Annotated in this window: 14 protein-coding genes; 8 read left to right on the forward strand and 6 right to left on the reverse strand. The window is 67.3% G+C overall.

Going from position 1 to position 15,955, the window contains the following annotated elements:
* Window positions 1–27 precede the first annotated feature (27 nt).
* The 3 genes from hutH to hutI are packed head-to-tail and all read left to right on the forward strand — an operon-like array spanning window position 28 to window position 4,380.
* Window positions 28–1,569, forward strand: a complete 1,542-nt coding sequence (gene hutH, locus ACWAUG_RS11680; protein ID WP_460802560.1) for a histidine ammonia-lyase — start codon at window positions 28–30, stop codon at window positions 1,567–1,569.
* Window positions 1,562–3,226: a urocanate hydratase gene (gene hutU, locus ACWAUG_RS11685; RefSeq protein WP_460802561.1), complete on the forward strand. Its 1,665-nt coding sequence runs from the start codon at window positions 1,562–1,564 to the stop codon at window positions 3,224–3,226. The genes hutH and hutU overlap by 8 nt, the downstream gene beginning before the upstream one ends.
* On the forward strand, window positions 3,223–4,380 hold the full coding sequence (hutI, locus tag ACWAUG_RS11690) for an imidazolonepropionase (RefSeq protein ID WP_460802562.1): 1,158 nt from the start codon (window positions 3,223–3,225) through the stop codon (window positions 4,378–4,380). The genes hutU and hutI overlap by 4 nt, the downstream gene beginning before the upstream one ends.
* Here hutI and ACWAUG_RS11695 read toward each other — a convergent pair whose 3' ends face one another.
* The gene (locus tag ACWAUG_RS11695; protein ID WP_460802563.1) at window positions 4,381–5,289 is read right to left on the reverse strand and encodes an arginase family protein; all 909 of its coding nucleotides are present in this window, start codon (window positions 5,287–5,289) and stop codon (window positions 4,381–4,383) included.
* A 1-nt stretch (window position 5,290) separates the two neighbouring features.
* Entirely contained in the window at window positions 5,291–6,568 is a 1,278-nt protein-coding gene (locus ACWAUG_RS11700) for a DUF445 domain-containing protein (RefSeq protein WP_460802564.1), read from the reverse strand.
* 40 nt (window positions 6,569–6,608) lie between these two features.
* Between ACWAUG_RS11700 and ACWAUG_RS11705 the strand changes: the two genes are divergently transcribed.
* Window positions 6,609–6,881 carry a metal-sensitive transcriptional regulator gene (locus ACWAUG_RS11705; RefSeq protein WP_298040666.1) on the forward strand — a complete coding sequence of 91 codons (273 nt, stop codon included), beginning with the start codon at window positions 6,609–6,611 and terminating at the stop codon, window positions 6,879–6,881.
* Window positions 6,882–6,885: 4 nt separating this feature from the next.
* Here ACWAUG_RS11705 and ACWAUG_RS11710 read toward each other — a convergent pair whose 3' ends face one another.
* From ACWAUG_RS11710 to ACWAUG_RS11725, 4 genes are read right to left on the reverse strand one after another with little or no spacing between them, the layout of a single operon-like run.
* Window positions 6,886–8,043 carry an acyl-CoA dehydrogenase family protein gene (locus tag ACWAUG_RS11710; RefSeq protein ID WP_460802565.1) on the reverse strand — a complete coding sequence of 386 codons (1,158 nt, stop codon included), beginning with the start codon at window positions 8,041–8,043 and terminating at the stop codon, window positions 6,886–6,888.
* Entirely contained in the window at window positions 8,040–8,798 is a 759-nt protein-coding gene (locus ACWAUG_RS11715) for an alpha/beta fold hydrolase (RefSeq protein WP_298040670.1), read from the reverse strand. The genes ACWAUG_RS11710 and ACWAUG_RS11715 overlap by 4 nt, the downstream gene beginning before the upstream one ends.
* A 32-nt stretch (window positions 8,799–8,830) precedes the next feature.
* Complete coding sequence (locus tag ACWAUG_RS11720; RefSeq protein WP_460802566.1) at window positions 8,831–9,730, reverse strand: sugar kinase; 900 nt, start codon at window positions 9,728–9,730, stop codon at window positions 8,831–8,833.
* Complete coding sequence (locus tag ACWAUG_RS11725; RefSeq protein ID WP_460802567.1) at window positions 9,727–10,935, reverse strand: MFS transporter; 1,209 nt, start codon at window positions 10,933–10,935, stop codon at window positions 9,727–9,729. The genes ACWAUG_RS11720 and ACWAUG_RS11725 overlap by 4 nt, the downstream gene beginning before the upstream one ends.
* A gap of 365 nt (window positions 10,936–11,300) precedes the next feature.
* Here ACWAUG_RS11725 and nrdH point away from each other — a divergent pair, with 365 nt between their 5' ends.
* The 4 genes from nrdH to nrdF are packed head-to-tail and all read left to right on the forward strand — an operon-like array spanning window position 11,301 to window position 15,173.
* Window positions 11,301–11,534, forward strand: a complete 234-nt coding sequence (nrdH, locus tag ACWAUG_RS11730; protein ID WP_298040676.1) for a glutaredoxin-like protein NrdH — start codon at window positions 11,301–11,303, stop codon at window positions 11,532–11,534.
* Between the two features lie 48 nt (window positions 11,535–11,582).
* Window positions 11,583–12,017, forward strand: coding sequence for a class Ib ribonucleoside-diphosphate reductase assembly flavoprotein NrdI (gene nrdI / locus ACWAUG_RS11735; protein WP_298040678.1), 435 nt, complete (start codon window positions 11,583–11,585; stop codon window positions 12,015–12,017).
* Window positions 11,999–14,158, forward strand: a complete 2,160-nt coding sequence (gene nrdE, locus ACWAUG_RS11740; protein ID WP_460802568.1) for a class 1b ribonucleoside-diphosphate reductase subunit alpha — start codon at window positions 11,999–12,001, stop codon at window positions 14,156–14,158. Before nrdI ends, nrdE begins: the two co-directional genes overlap by 19 nt.
* A gap of 37 nt (window positions 14,159–14,195) precedes the next feature.
* Complete coding sequence (gene nrdF, locus ACWAUG_RS11745; protein WP_460802569.1) at window positions 14,196–15,173, forward strand: class 1b ribonucleoside-diphosphate reductase subunit beta; 978 nt, start codon at window positions 14,196–14,198, stop codon at window positions 15,171–15,173.
* The last annotated feature ends 782 nt before the right edge of the window (window positions 15,174–15,955 follow it).

Genomic DNA, 15,955 nt, shown 5'->3' on the forward strand with positions numbered 1-15,955 from the left:
GCCATCCCCGAGGTGTGGAATCAGACCATGACCGCTCTTTCGCCCGTGCGCATCGGGACCGCGCCCCTGGACAGGGTATCCGTCGTCGCCGTCGCCCGCCATCGCGCACCCGTCGAGATCGACGCTGCTGCCCTCGATGCGATGGCCGAGTCACGGGGACTCATCGAGGCGCTCGCCGCCGACCCGCATCCGCACTACGGCGTCTCGACCGGGTTCGGCGCGCTCGCGACGACGTTCATCGCCGCCGACCGCCGCCGCCAGCTGCAGGCGAGCCTGATCCGTTCGCACGCCGCCGGAACCGGAACGGAAATCGAGACCGAGGTGGTGCGCGCCCTGCAGCTGCTGCGCCTGCAGGCCCTCGCCACCGGTCGCACCGGGGTGCGCCCGGTCGTCGCGCAGACGTACGCGGCCATGCTGAATGCGCGCATCACGCCGATCGTGCGCGAGTACGGTTCGCTCGGATGCTCCGGAGACCTCGCGCCCCTCGCCCACATCGCACTCGCCGCGCTGGGGGAGGGCGATGTTCGTGTCGCATCCGATGCCGTGGTGCCGGCATCCGTCGCGCTCGCCGAGGCAGGCATCGCCCCGCTCGTGCTCGAGGAGAAGGAGGGCCTCGCCCTCATCAACGGCACCGACGGCATGCTCGGGATGCTCGTGCTCGCCCTGCACGACCTCGAGAACCTACTGACCGCCGCAGATATTGGCGCGGCGATGTCGGTGGAGAGCCAGCTCGGCACGGATGCCGTGTTCGCCGCCGACCTCATGGCGCTGCGCCCGCAGCTCGGGCAGACCGCATCCGCCGCGCACCTGCGAGCTCTCCTCGCCGGGTCCCCGATGATCGCCAGTCACCGGGGTCCGGAGGACGGTCGGGTGCAGGACGCCTATTCTCTGCGGTGCGCGCCGCAGGTGCACGGCGCAGCGCGCGACACGATCGCGCACGCCTCCGCAGTGACGGCGCGCGAGCTGGCGAGCGTGATCGACAACCCCGTCGTGACAGTCGACGGACGCATCGAGTCGAACGGCAACTTCCACGGGGCGCCGGTGGCGGCGGTTCTCGACTTCCTCGCGATCTCGGTCGCCGACGTCGCTTCGGTCTCGGAGCGGCGCACCGATCGGGCGTTGGACCCTGCCCGCAACCGGGGCCTTCCGCCGTTCCTGGCCGATGAGGTGGGTGTGGACTCGGGGCTTATGATCGCTCAGTACTCTGCCGCGGGCATCGTGTCGGAGTTGAAGAGGCTGGCGGTGCCGGCATCTGTCGACTCCATCCCGTCATCGGCCATGCAGGAGGATCACGTCTCGATGGGATGGGCGGCGGCGCGTAAGCTTCGCCGGGCGATCGACGGGCTCGCGCGCGTGCTCGCGATCGAGCTCATCACCGCGGCGCGGGCCCTCGATCTGCGCGCGCCGCTGCAGCCGGGGCCGGCGACCGGTGCGGTGCGCGATCTCGTGCGCACCGTGGCGGGCCCGCCCGGGCCCGACCGGTTCCTGTCGCCCGAGATCGAGGCCGTGACTGTCCTGGTCCGCTCGGGCGAGATCGCCCGCATCGCAGAGGAGAGCGCCGATGTCTGAAACACCGTCCGAGATCCGTCACGGCATCCGGGCCGCACGTGGCGCCGAGTGCACGGCGCGCAGCTGGGGTGCGGAGGCCGCCAAGCGGATGCTGATGAACAATCTCGATCCCGAGGTCGCCGAGCATCCGGAGGATCTCGTCGTCTACGGCGGCACCGGACGGGCCGTGCGCAGCTGGGCGGCGTACGACGCGATCGTGCGCACCCTCGACGAGCTCGAACCCGATGAGACGCTGCTCGTGCAGTCGGGCAAGCCCGTCGGGGTGTTCCGCACGCACGAGTGGGCGCCACGGGTGCTCATCGCCAACTCGAACCTCGTCGGCGACTGGGCGACGTGGCCGGAGTTCCGCCGGCTCGAGGGGCTCGGGCTGACGATGTACGGGCAGATGACGGCCGGGTCGTGGATCTACATCGGCACGCAGGGCATCCTGCAGGGCACCTACGAGACGTTCGCCGCGGTGGCCCGGTCGCTGGGTAGGGAATCGTTGGCCGGAACGCTCACCCTGACGGGCGGATGCGGGGGCATGGGCGGTGCTCAGCCGCTGGCCGTGACCATGAACGGCGGGGCGGTGATCGTCGTCGACGTCGACGAGACGCGTCTCGCGCGCCGGGTCGCGCACGGGTATCTCGACGAGATGACCGCGGAACTCGACGAGGCCGTCGCGCGGGTGATCGCGGCGAAGGACGCCGGGACGGCGCGGTCCGTGGGGCTCGTGGGCAATGCGGCGGATGTCTTCCCCGAGCTGCTGCGCCGCGGCATCCCGATCGACATCGTCACCGACCAGACCAGTGCGCACGACCCGCTCGCATACCTGCCGCAGGGCATCAGCGTGGCCGGCTGGAAGGCCGCCGCCGAGCGCGACCCGGAGGATTTCACCCGCCGGGCGCGGGAATCGATGGCGGCGCACGTGACCGCGATGGTCGGGTTCCAGGATGCCGGAGCCGCGGTGTTCGACTACGGCAACTCGATCCGACGCGAGGCCGAGCTCGGCGGTTGCGCGCGGGCGTTCGACTTCCCCGGGTTCGTGCCCGCGTACATCCGGCCGCTGTTCGCCGAGGGCAAGGGGCCGTTCCGGTGGGTGGCGCTGTCGGGGGATCCGGCCGACATCGCGGCGACCGACCGCGCGGTCAAGGAGCTGTTCCCCGAGGATCGGGCGCTGCACCGCTGGCTCGACCAGGCTGCTGAGAAGGTGCGGTTCGAGGGGCTGCCGGCGCGCATCTGCTGGCTCGGCTACCAGGAGCGCCATCTGGCCGGGCTGGAGTTCAACGAGATGGTCGCGTCGGGGGAGGTGTCGGCGCCGATCGTCATCGGGCGCGACCATTTGGATGCCGGGTCGGTCGCGTCGCCATATCGGGAGACCGAGGCGATGGCCGACGGATCGGATGCCATTGCCGACTGGCCCCTGCTGAACGCGCTGCTTAACACGGCCTCCGGGGCGTCGTGGGTGTCGCTGCATCACGGCGGCGGGGTCGGGATCGGGCGCAGCATCCACGCCGGGCAGGTCACGGTCGCCGATGGCACGGCGCTCGCCGCGGAGAAGCTCGCGAGGGTGCTCGTGAACGATCCGGGCACCGGCGTTATGCGCCACGTCGACGCGGGATACGAGCGGGCCCGTGAGGTCGCGCGCGAGCGGGGTCTGAAGGTGCCGATGCCATGAGCACGCTGATCACCGGGATCGGTGAGCTGAGCACCTGCACCGATGCGGGCATCCTGCACGACGCCGCCGTGCTCATCGAGGACGGCAGGATCGCGTGGGTCGGCCCATCCGCCGATGCCTCGCCCGTCCCCACCGTCATCGACGCCGCCGGCCGCGCCCTGATCCCCGGTTTCGTCGACAGCCACAGCCACCTCGTCTTCGCGGGCGACCGCGCGGCCGAGTTCGAAGCGCGGATGGCGGGCGAGAGGTATGCCGCCGGCGGCATCCGCTCGACGGTCGCCGCGACGCGGGCGGCGCCGGATGCCGCCCTCCGCGAGCGTCTGGCGGGGTTCATCGCCGAAATGCGGTCCCAGGGCACGACGACGGTCGAGATCAAGAGCGGCTACGGGCTCGACGTCGACACCGAGAGGCGGCTGGTGCGCCTGGCCGCCGAGGTCACCGACGAGGTCACATTCCTCGGCGCGCATGTGGTGCCGACGGAGTTCGCGGATGCTCCGGATGCCTACGTCGATCTCGTCATCGGCCCGATGCTCGACGCGTGCGCGGCGGATGCGCGGTGGATCGATGTGTTCTGCGAGGAAGGCGCGTTCACCGTCGAGCAGTCGCGCCGTGTTCTCGAGGCGGGGATCGCTCGGGGCCTCATGCCGCGGATCCACGCCGGTCAGCTCGGCCCGGGGGAGGGTGTGCGGCTCGCGGTCGAGCTCGGCGCGGCATCCGTCGATCATGGGACGTACCTGAGCGATGCGGACGTGGCGGCGCTCGCGGCATCCGACACGGTGCTGACGCTGCTGCCGGGGGTGGAGTTCTCGACGCGGCAGCCGTATCCGGATGCCCGCCGTCTGATCGACTCGGGCGTCACCGTGGCGATCGCCTGCGACACGAATCCCGGTTCGAGCTTCACCTCGTCGATGCCGTTCTGCATCGCTCTCGCGGTGCGCGAGATGGGCATGACGCCGGCCGAGGCGCTGCGGGCGGCGACGGCCGGTGGGGCGCGGGCGCTGCGCCGGGACGACATCGGCGTGATCGCGGTCGGAGCGCGCGCGGACCTCGTCCTGCTCGATGCACCGAGCCACGTGCACCTGTCTTACCGGCCCGGCGTTCCGCTCGTGCACAGCGTCTGGAAGGACGGGGTGCTCGTCGCGAGCCGCGCGTGATCAGCCGCGGGTGGCGAGACCCGCGAGCAGCTCCAGCACGCACAGGGCGGCGAGCCGGACGGTGCGCTCGTCCTCGGCATCCGCTGTGGCATCGACCTCGGCGATGTCGGCACTGACGACCCGGGCATCCGTCGCCACGGCACGCGTCAGCGCACGCAGCTCGTGCGCGGCCAGCCCGCCGGGAACGCTCGCCGGGCATCCCGGGGCGACGGACCGATCGCAGACGTCGACATCGATGTCGAGATGGATGCGTGCGGCGGGCCCAGACCCCGCGATCTCCAACGCCTGAGCAACAGCATCCGCGACTCCGCGCCGACGCACCTCATCGAGCGTGATCACCCGGATGCCCAGCGCGGCCGCCCGTCGCGCGTAGGTTGCGGAGTTCGCGAAGTCGGCGATCCCGATCTGCACGATCCGTGAAGGATCGATGGGCGTCGTCCCGGATGCCCCGGTCGGGGCATCCTCGATCAACCGGCGCACCGGTGAACCGTTGGAGACGCCATCGCGCAGATCGAAGTGCGCGTCGAACGTGATGAGCCCGGTCGCGGCCGCGCCGAGCGCGACCGGATAGGTCAGAGAGTTGTCGCCTCCGAGGGCGATCACGAAAGCCGGCAGGCATTCCCGCACCCGAGCGATCACTGCGGCGTGGCCGGCATCGCCGTCCGGGTCGACGATGTCGCCGGCATCCGCGATGCGCAGCATCTCGTCGAGATCCATCGCCTGCGGTCCCATCACCGCGGCGCTGTATCGCCTCAGCGCCGCCCGCACGGCGGCAGGCGTTTCAGCTGCACCGGTCGGGGAGAGCGACGTGCGCCAGGTCGGCACCCCGAGCAGCACCGCATCCACCTCTCCGTCGAACGCGGGCCACGCCCCCGCACGCGGCCACAGATCATCGTGCGAGAGGCCCACGTCACACTCCCGGGATCAGCGCGTGGGCGAGGGTGAAGATCGCGAGCCCGGCGAGGCCCCCGACCACGGTGCCGTTCAGGCGGATGTACTGCAGGTCGCGCCCGACCATCAGCTCGATCTTCTCTGTCGTCTCGGCCGGATCCCACCGCTCGACGGTGTCGGTGATGATCGAGGCGATGTCGTGGCGGTAGCGGTCGACGACGAACACCGCGGCATCCGACACCCACGTGTCGACACGGTTCTGCAGCGAAGCATCCGTCGTCAGCCGCTCGCCCACTTCGATCAGCGCCTGCACGGCCCGCACCCTCAGACCGCTCGCAGGATCTGCGAGGGAGACGATGAGTCCGTTCTTCGCCGTGTTCCAGGCATCCGCGGCGAGGCTCGCGACGCGCGGGCTGTCGAACAGGCCCGACTTCGCATTCTCGAGCTTCGCGCGGGTGGCCGGGTCGTTCTGCAGGTTATCGGCCAGGCGGGCGAGGTAGCCGTCGATCGCGATGCGGGCCGGATGCTGCGGGTCGGCCTGAACGGCGCGGGCGAATTTGACCGCCTCGTGGTAGACCGTGTCATCGACGAGGCGATGCGCGAGCCGCGGCACCCACGACGGCAGACGCCGCGAGACGAGCCCGGCGAACGCCTCGCCGTTGGCGTCGAGCCAGGTGGCGATGTTGTCGACGGCGAGGTCGACGGCGCCGTGATGGGCGTCCGCCTCGACGATCCGTGCGAGCCAGGCGCCGGCGGGCGGACCCCATTCCGGATCGACGAGGTGCTCGCGGGCGAGGTCGCTGATCAGATCGCGCACATCGTCGTCGCTGAGGGCGTTCAGCACCGCGGTCGCGATCGTCGCGCCCTCGGCGGCGACCCGCTCGGCATGGGCTGGCTGCTGCAGCCACTCACCGGCGCGTTCTGCGATCGCGGTCGAGGAGAGCTTTGTGCGTACGACATCGGAGGCGAGGAAGTTCGTCTCGACGAACTCGCCGAGGCTGCGGCCGATCTCATCCTTGCGGTTCGGGATGATCGCCGTATGAGGGATCGGCAGCCCCAGCGGGCGTCGGAACAGCGCGGTGACCGCGAACCAGTCCGCGAGAGCACCGACCATGCCGCCCTCCGCAGCGGCCCGCACATACCCGAGCCCCGGATACCTGCCCTGCAGGGCGAACGCGATGACGAACACGATCGCCATCAGGACCAGCGCGCCCAGCGCGATCGCCTTCATCGTGCGCAGCGCGCGCAGGCGCGACTGATCGGCGGGGGAGAGCAGAGCCATCGGTGTGCGCGGCATGGGGCCATCCTCGCACGGGCACCCGCGGTAGCCTCGGATCATGCTCGAAGACATCAAGAAGCGTGCTCTGCACCGCACCAGCATCCTCGAAGGACAGCTGCGGGGCATCGCGCGGATGATCGAGAGCGAGGAGTACTGCATGGACATCATCACGCAGTCCCGGGCCATCCAGCGCTCGCTCGCCTCCCTCGACCGGCTGCTGCTCGAGAACCACCTGCGCACGCACATCACCCACATGATCGAGCACGGTGGAGAGCAGCGCGATCAGGCGGTCGAAGAACTGCTCAAGGCCTTCGACGTCGAGAAGAAGTAGCGCCTCAGCCCTCGACCGGTCCCAGCAGTGCGGCAGCCGCCGCGGCGTGCGCGGACTCGGGATCGGACGGGTGGAACATCCCCGCCAGAACGTCGCGGTAGAGGCGCGAGAGCTCGTTGGAGGAGAAGTACGATCCGCCGCCGCACGCGAGGACGGCCTGGTCGACGACGTGCTTCGCCATCGTGACCGCGCGGTGCTTCGTGCCCGACAGCAGCGTGAACCAGCGAGCGCCGTGGTCGGCGCGGGCGTCGACGTCGCGGGCGAGGGCGGCGATCTGCGGAGGCAGGGCGTCATAGGCGAGGCCCATGTCGGCGATGCGCCAGCGGATGTCGGGATCCTGCGCGTAGGAGCGCCCCGTCTTCTTCGACGTGCGCTTCGTGACGGTCGAGGTCGCGAGATCGAGCGCACGGCGGGCGATGCCGGTGTAGACGGAAGCCAGCAGCAGCTCGAAAACGCTGAAGATCCCGAAGATGATCGGGTCGGGGGAGGGGCCCGGATCGATCCGGCGCACGACGTGCTCCGCTGCGGCGACGGCACCGTCGAGACGCGTCGTGCGGCTCTGCGTTCCCCGCATACCGAGGGTGTCCCAGTCGTCGCTCGTGATCACGGCATCCGTCCGCTCCACGAAGGCGAAGACCAGTTTCGGGGCATCCGGCGAGGTGGTGTCGAGGCCGTGCAGCCCCAGCTTCGTCCACACCGGCGCGAGCGAGGTGAAGATCTTCGTGCCGGTGAACGCATAACCGCCATCGGCGGCGGGCACGGCATCCGTATCACTGCCGAAGAGCACGAGGTCGTTGCCGCCCTCGCTGATCCCGAAGGCGAAGACGTCGCCGGCGACGGCGCCGTCCTGCACGAACTCGAGTCCTGGGACGCCGCGATCGCTGAAGACCTTCGCGACGCCGGTCCAGACGAGGTGCATGTTGATCGCGAGGGCGGTGGCGGGGGACGCCGTCGCCAGACGCTGCTGAAGCACCGCCGCCTGCTCGAGTCCGAGGCCCGCGCCGCCGCGCTCGGTGGGCACGAGGATGCTGAGATACCCGGCCTCCCGCAATTCATCGAGGTCCTGCTGGGGGAAGGTGTTCTCGCGGTCGTGGATCGGTGCGCGCTCGCGGATGGGTGCGAGCAGATCATCGGGCAGGAACACCGAGGAGTCGAAGGTCACGAGAGGGCCTTTCCGAGTTGACGGATGGTTTCTTCGGGCCGATCGCGGTGCGGGGAGTGCCCGGCATCGGCGACAACCGACATGGTGATGAGGGGGTTCGTGTCGAGAACCTGCTGCGCCGTGTCGCCGGTGAACAGACTGTAGACGTCGGGATCGGCGCCGATGATGTGCGTCGGAATCGCCAGTCGCGCAGCCTCCGTGCGCACATCCCAGGGGGCGTTCTGCGCGCTCGTCTGCTCTACGGCCCAGCGGCTCGTGCGCGCCACGGCGTCGATCTTCAACTCGTGATCCTGCGGGTGCCAGTGCGGGTGCTCCTCGCGCACGAGTTCGATGCGGTTGTCGGCGAAGGCCCGCTCCTGGCTGCGTCGGATGATCGAGCTGTCGCGTCCTGCGACGAAGATGGCCGGGTCGATGAGGACGAGCTTCTTCGTCCACTCGGGATCGGATGCCGCGGCGACCGTTGCCGAGGCTCCGCCGAGCGAATGTCCGATGACGGCGTCCCACGAGGCCCCGCGGTCGGGGCGAGTGCCGCGGAGATCGGCGGCGTAGGCGGCGATCGAATAGTCCTGGGTGCGGGGAGCTGCGCCATGGCCGCGCAGATCGATCGCGACGGCGTGCCACCCGGCATCCGCCATCGCCTCGCCCAGCCGCCACATCAGGGCACCGGAGGAACCGAGCCCGTGAACGAGCAGCGCGGTGCGGGGAGCGAGGGCATCGCCCCAGCGGAGACGGGGCAGCTGTACCGAGGAGGGCATGTGCACAGCTTAGGAAATACGAGGCCGTGGGCTCAGAGCAGCGGCGGCATGTCCGCCGCGATGACGAGAACGCGGGCGGCGGCGCGGTGACCGGCGTCGAGCCGTTCCGCGATCGGGGCATCGGCGAGCGTCGCGGCCAGGAACCCGGCGGCGAAGGCGTCGCCCGCGCCGACCGGTTCGACGACGTCGATCACCGGGGCGGGGACGAAAACCGGTTCGGCATCGCCGACGAATGCGGTGGCGCCGACATCGCCGTCCTTGACGACGAGCAGGGGGCAATCAGGCAGGAACCCGCGGATCTCGGAGGCCGTCGCCGTCGCCCAGATCCGTTCCGCCTCATCGCGGCCGACGAAGACGATATCGGCGGAGCGGGCGAAGTGCGCAAGAGTCTCGGATGCTTCAGCCTCCGGCCACAGGGCGCGGCGGTCGTTGACATCGAAGGAGACCAGTGCACCCGCATCGTGCGCATCCGTGAACAGCTGCTCGACCATGTCCCGGCAGGAAGCGGACAGTGCAGGTGTGATGCCCGTCGTGTGCACGATCCGCATACCCCGCAGACGCTCGGCGCCGAGCGCCCCCGCCGTCATCTGCGAGGCCGCAGAACCTCGACGGTAGTAGTAGGACAGCGACCCCTCGGCTCCGGGATCCTTGAACATGACGTCCGTCGGAGCCGTGGCATCCTGCTCGATCCACAGGTCCACGCCGCGCCGCTCCAATTCCGCGATGACGCGCTCGCCGAAGGGATCCGCACCGAGACGCGACGCCCAGGCGACGCGGCGGCCCGCGGCGGCGAGCCCGGCCGCGACATTGGACTCCGCCCCGGCCAATCCGATCGTCGCGGTCGCGGCCCGGACCAGCGGGTCGGTGATCGGGGTGATGAGAGCCATGCTCTCGCCGACGCACACGACTTCGGGCGCGGAGGGGGCGTTCATGAGGGGATGTTCACTGGTTCGGTGTCGGGGGCGGGGCTGGGATCGCGGTGGCGCAGGTCCGGGAAGGCCCGGACGAAGACCATCGCGACGATGACCCCGACGATAGCGAACAGCGCCGCGGCGAGATAGGCGCCGTGAGCGCTGCCGGTGCCGTCGATGAGGAAACCGGCGATCGCAGACCCGGCCGCTGCACCGATGAGCTGGCCGGTGCCGGCCCAGCCGAACGCCTCGGCCGTTTCGCTGAACTTCACGCTCGCCGTCGTGATCGCGAACAGCACCGCGAGGGCCGGGGCGATGCCGAGACCCGCGATGAAGAGCATCGCCGCCAGCCAGTAGGCGTTCAGCAGGACGAGGGTCAGAGAGAGCCCGATCGTGACGAGCACCATGCGGCGGGCGAGCGCCCAGGGCCCGATGGGGATGTGGCCGAAGGAGAGTCCGCCGATCAGGCTGCCGGCGGCCATGATGCCCAGCACGACGCCCGACTCGATGCTGCCGTGATCGAACGTCGCCACGACGCCGACCTCAACGGCCGAACACGCTCCGATCAGCAGGAAGCCCAGCACTGTCGCCAGCATCACGGGCGGGCGCATCAGAACACGGCCGAAAGCCCGGCGGCTGCGCGGGATGCGCACACGCCCCACTTCGGGGGAGAGGATGAACCAGCTGCAGCCGAGCACGAGGATGATGGCGACGAGCATGAGTCCCTCCGTCGTACCCACCTGCGTCGAGGTGAAGGTGATGACCACGGGGGCGATCACCCAGATGATCTCCTGCAGTGAGGCGTCGAGGGAGAACAGGGGCGTCAGCTGCGAGGAATTGACGAGCTTGGGGTAGATCGTGCGCACGGCGGACTGGATCGGCGGTGTGGAGAGTCCGGCCAGGAGGCCGAAGGCCATGTGCCCGCCCAGATTCAGGGGCAACATCGCCAGCGAGAGGATGGCGAGCGTGCAGATCGCAGCCGTCAGCGTGAGCACACGACGCATTCCCCACGCGCCCATCCAACGGCTCGTGACGGGGCCAGCGACGGCCTGGCCGACCGAGGTCGCTGCGAGCACAAGACCGGCTGCGGCATAGGAGCCGCTCTGCTGCTCCACATGCAGGAGGATCGCCAGCGACGTCATGCCGCTCGGGAAGCGTGCCGTCAGCTGCGCCGCGATCATGCGCCCCACGCCGGGGGTGCGAAGGATGTCTCGATAACCCGCCACGCGACAACGCTACTCGCGCCTGCAGGAGAGCATCGCGTCGCCGCACGGACGACACGCCGAGACACGCCAGAGAGCTCTTTCCACAGGAAAACGGATGTCGGAACCCCCGCGTAGCGTGCAGCCTGTGGATGGATTCTCGAGCAGCTCCGGAGAACCGCGAGATCTCGCGCTTGTGGGGGCGAAGAATCGGTCGGCGAGTTGTGGATGAAAACGTGGAGAACCTGTGTTGTAACAGTGGAGAGCGGTGGAAAACTACACGGATGTAACTACTAGTCCTTGTGGTCACTCCCAATGTCCGTACCTATATGTAGTATTGAAGTCCCGGTGGGGGGTCTGCCGGAAAGTTGAGTTCTGAGGGGTAAGAAATGTCGATCACCGTCTACACCAAGCCTTCCTGTGTGCAGTGCAACGCGACCTATCGTGCCCTGGATGCGAAGGGCATCGAGTACGAGATCCTCGACCTCTCCGAAGACGCCGCAGCGCTCGAGCAGGTCAAGGCCCTCGGCTATATGCAGGCCCCGGTCGTCGTGACCGATGAGGACCACTGGTCGGGCTTCCGCCCCGACAAGATCAGCGAGCTCGCATCGCGCCTGGCGTGATGACCCCGCGCACGGAGACTGTCGAGATGTCAGGGACTGAGGTGAACCATGAGCACCGTCGCAACGGCCACGCCGCTCCTGGTCTTTTTCTCCAGCACCTCCGGTAACACCGCGCGCTTCATCCAGAAACTCGGTCTTCCGGCGCAGCGCATCCCGCTGTACCGGACCGATGAACCTCTTCTCATCGACGAGCCCTTCGTGCTGGTCACGCCGACCTACGGCGGCGGCCAGGGGCGGGGCGAAGAGAAGGGAGCGGTCCCCAAGCAGGTGATCCGCTTCCTCAACGACGAGCGCAACAGGCGCAACATCCGCGGAGTCATCTCCGCAGGAAACACCAACTTCGGCGATGCCTTCTGCCTCGCCGGAGAGATCATCAGCCGCAAGTGCCAGGTGCCGCACTTGTACCGGCTCGAAGTATTCGGCACACAAGACGATGTTGATCGCGTGAGCGACGGATTGGAACGATGGTGGGCACTGCAGTGACCGAGCAGGCGGCTTTCAAGAGCAACCCTGCGTTTGAAGGACTCGACTATCACGCGCTGAACGCGATGCTGAATCTGTACGACGCGGACGGCAAGATCCAGTTCGACGCCGACAAGCGCGCGGCCCAGGAGTACTTCCTGCAGCACGTCAACCAGAACACGGTCTTCTTCCACTCCCTCAAGGAGCGACTGGACTACCTGGTCGAGAAGGAGTACTACGAGGGAGCGCTCATCGAGAAGTACTCGCACGAGTTCATCCAGAAGCTCAACGACTTCGCCTACTCGAAGAAGTTCCGCTTCGAGACCTTCCTCGGCGCGTTCAAGTACTACACGAGCTACACGCTGAAGACCTTCGACGGCAAGCGATACCTCGAGCGCTTCGAGGACCGGGTCGTCATGACCGCCCTCGGCCTCGCCGACGGCGACGAACAGGTCGCGATGGACCTCGTCGAGGAGATCATCTCCGGCCGCTTCCAGCCGGCCACCCCGACCTTCCTCAACGCCGGCAAGGCGCAGCGCGGCGAGCTCGTCAGCTGCTTCCTGCTGCGCATCGAAGACAACATGGAGTCGATCTCCCGCGGCATCAACTCCTCGCTGCAGCTCTCCAAGCGCGGCGGCGGTGTGGCCCTGCTGCTGTCGAACATCCGCGAGTCGGGTGCGCCGATCAAGCAGATCGAGAACCAGTCCAGCGGAATCATCCCGGTCATGAAGCTCCTGGAAGACAGCTTCAGCTACGCGAACCAGCTGGGTGCACGCCAGGGCGCGGGAGCGGTCTACCTGAACGCGCACCACCCCGACATCATGCGCTTCCTCGACACCAAGCGCGAGAACGCCGACGAGAAGATCCGCATCAAGACGCTGTCGCTGGGCGTCGTCGTCCCCGACATCACCTTCGAGCTCGCCAAGAACGGCGAGGACATGTACCTCTTCTCGCCGTACGACGTCGAGAAGGTCTACGGCGTGCCGTTCGGCGACATCTCCGTCACCGAGAAGTACCGCGAGATGGTCGACGACCCGCGCATCAAGAAGACGAAGATCAACGCGCGCGAGTTCTTCCAGACGATCGCCGAGATCCAGTTCGAATCGGGCTACCCGTACATCATGTTCGAGGACACGGTGAACAAGGCGAACCCGATCAAGGGCCGCATCAACATGTCGAACCTGTGCAGTGAGATCCTGCAGGTCAACACGCCCACGACGTACAACGACGACCTGTCGTACGACGTGATCGGCAAGGACATCTCCTGCAACCTCGGTTCGATGAACATCGCCCTCGCGATGGATGGCGCAGACCTCGGCTCCACGGTCGAGACGGCGATCCGCGGTCTCACCGCGGTCAGCGACCAGAGCCACATCTCCTCGGTGCGCTCCATCGAGGACGGCAACGACCGCTCGCACGCCATCGGTCTCGGTCAGATGAACCTGCACGGATACCTCGCCCGCGAGCACGTGCACTACGGGTCCGAAGAGGGCATCGACTTCACGAACATCTACTTCTACACGGTGCTCTACCACGCGCTGCGCGCCTCGAACAAGCTCTCGATCGAGCGCGGTGCGACGTTCGACGGCTTCGAGGACTCGACCTACGCCTCGGGCGAGTTCTTCGACAAGTACATCGAGCAGGAGTGGACCCCCGCGACAGAGAAGGTCGCCGAGCTCTTCGCCGGCCACCACATTCCGACGCAGCAGGACTGGGTCGAGCTGAAGGACAGCGTCCAGAAGCACGGCATCTACAACCAGAACCTGCAGGCCGTGCCGCCGACCGGCTCGATCTCCTACATCAACAACTCGACGTCGTCGATCCACCCGATCGCGTCGAAGGTCGAGATCCGCAAGGAGGGCAAGCTCGGTCGCGTCTACTACCCGGCGCCGTTCATGACGAACGACAACCTGGAGTACTACCAGGACGCGTACGAGATCGGCTACGAGAAGGTCATCGACACGTATGCCGCCGCCACGCAGCACGTCGACCAGGGCCTGTCGCTGACGCTGTTCTTCAAGGACACCGCCACGACCCGCGACATCAACAAGGCGCAGATCTACGCATGGCGCAAGGGCATCAAGACGATCTACTATATCCGTCTGCGTCAGCTCGCACTCGAGGGCACCGACATGACCGAGTGCGTCAGCTGCATGCTGTGATTGACCTCTGATCAGAGATTTTTAGACAGGAAGAATGATGACCCCCGAATCTCTCAAGCTGGTCGACCACGTGCAGGCGATCAACTGGAACCGCATCGAGGATGAGAAGGACCTTGAGGTCTGGAACCGTCTGGTGAACAACTTCTGGCTGCCCGAGAAGGTGCCGCTGTCGAACGACGTGCAGTCGTGGAACACGCTCACCGCCGAAGAGCAGCTGCTCACGATGCGCGTGTTCACCGGTCTGACGTTGCTCGACACGATCCAGGGCACCGTCGGCGCCGTCTCGTTGATCCCCGACGCGATCACGCAGCACGAGGAGGCCGTCTACACGAACATCGCGTTCATGGAGTCTGTGCACGCCAAGAGCTACTCCTCGATCTTCTCGACCCTCGCGTCGACGAAGGAGATCGACGAGGCGTTCCGCTGGTCGACCGAGAATGTGAACCTTCAGAAGAAGGCGCAGATCATCATGGACTACTACCAGGGAGACGACCCGCTCAAGCGCAAGGTCGCATCCACCCTGCTGGAGTCGTTTCTGTTCTACTCGGGCTTCTACCTGCCGATCTACTGGTCGTCGAAGGCGAAGCTGACGAACACGGCCGACCTCATCCGCCTCATCATCCGCGATGAGGCCGTGCACGGCTACTACATCGGCTACAAGTACCAGAAGGGTCTCGAGAACGAGACGGAAGAGCGCAAGGCGGAGCTGAAGGACTACACCTTCAACCTCATGTTCGAGCTCTACGAGAACGAGGTGCAGTACACGCAGGACCTCTACGACGGCGTCGGCCTGACCGAGGACGTCAAGAAGTTCCTGCACTACAACGCCAACAAGGCGCTCATGAACCTCGGCTACGAGGCCATGTTCCCCTCCACCGTGACGAACGTGAACCCGGCGATCCTGTCGGCACTCTCGCCGAACGCCGACGAGAACCACGACTTCTTCTCCGGCTCCGGCTCCTCCTACGTCATCGGCAAGGCCGAGGCGACGGAGGACGACGACTGGGACTTCTAGAAGTTTCTTGAAGCGCCCCGGCTGAACAGCCTGGTCAGAGGCCCGGATCCGCGAAATCTCGCGGGTTCGGGCCTTTTTCGTGCTCTCTGTTCGACGACAGAGGAGGACAGAGATGACCAGGAACACCCATTCGGAGTGGCACGCGGATGGCACGCGTGCACCTTCCCTGCGGAAGCGAGGGAGCGTACCCACCGAAATCTGGGTTCGGCAAGGCACCAAGTCCGTGCCACTTCGTGCCATAGGAGGCACCGTCAACCCCGTGATATCCGCGGAATCATGCGGATGTTCACCGGCACACGGAGCAAGTGGCACGAAGTGGCACGAGCGTCCATTCGCGTCCATCCGAGTACACGGGAGGGCATCATGAGTGCGACGAAGAGGGAAACGTGGGGGAGCCTGCGGAAGTTGCCCTCCGGGCGTTGGCAGGTTCGGTACCCGGGCCCAGATGGCGAGACCTACACGGCGAGAACTGAAGACGATAAGTCGCTCACGTTTCTCACCAAGACGGACGCCCGCCGATGGCTTGCGGCGGTGCATACGAAGATTTCGCTTGGGCAGTGGGAGCCTCCTGCGGTTGTGGCGGCACGAAACCGCGCTGATGCGGAGCAGGAGAAAGCACGTTCCATGGGCTTCGAGGAGTACTCGAAGCGCTGGTTGCAGATGATCAGGACCGAACCGAACCGCAGCGGCAAGATGCGCGCCGTTGAGTTGAGTCCCGCATAGTGGTGTAGCGCACGGTGGTCCGGTACGTCGTTCCCGACGTAGACGCGGTCACCGTGTGA

The sequence above is a fragment of the Microbacterium sp. GXF6406 genome (assembly GCF_054798215.1).

Excerpts from the sequence above, each read along its gene's own strand:
- hutH (WP_460802560.1), top strand. The coding sequence starts at position 28 with ATGACCGCTCTTTCGCCCGTGCGCATCGGGACCGCGCCCCTGGACAGG.
- hutU (WP_460802561.1), top strand. The coding sequence starts at position 1,562 with ATGTCTGAAACACCGTCCGAGATCCGTCACGGCATCCGGGCCGCACGT.
- hutI (WP_460802562.1), top strand. The coding sequence starts at position 3,223 with ATGAGCACGCTGATCACCGGGATCGGTGAGCTGAGCACCTGCACCGAT.
- ACWAUG_RS11700 (WP_460802564.1), bottom strand. The coding sequence starts at position 6,568 with ATGCCGCGCACACCGATGGCTCTGCTCTCCCCCGCCGATCAGTCGCGC.
- ACWAUG_RS11705 (WP_298040666.1), top strand. The coding sequence starts at position 6,609 with ATGCTCGAAGACATCAAGAAGCGTGCTCTGCACCGCACCAGCATCCTC.
- ACWAUG_RS11715 (WP_298040670.1), bottom strand. The coding sequence starts at position 8,798 with ATGCCCTCCTCGGTACAGCTGCCCCGTCTCCGCTGGGGCGATGCCCTC.
- ACWAUG_RS11720 (WP_460802566.1), bottom strand. The coding sequence starts at position 9,730 with ATGAACGCCCCCTCCGCGCCCGAAGTCGTGTGCGTCGGCGAGAGCATG.
- nrdH (WP_298040676.1), top strand. The coding sequence starts at position 11,301 with ATGTCGATCACCGTCTACACCAAGCCTTCCTGTGTGCAGTGCAACGCG.
- nrdI (WP_298040678.1), top strand. The coding sequence starts at position 11,583 with ATGAGCACCGTCGCAACGGCCACGCCGCTCCTGGTCTTTTTCTCCAGC.
- nrdE (WP_460802568.1), top strand. The coding sequence starts at position 11,999 with ATGGTGGGCACTGCAGTGACCGAGCAGGCGGCTTTCAAGAGCAACCCT.
- nrdF (WP_460802569.1), top strand. The coding sequence starts at position 14,196 with ATGACCCCCGAATCTCTCAAGCTGGTCGACCACGTGCAGGCGATCAAC.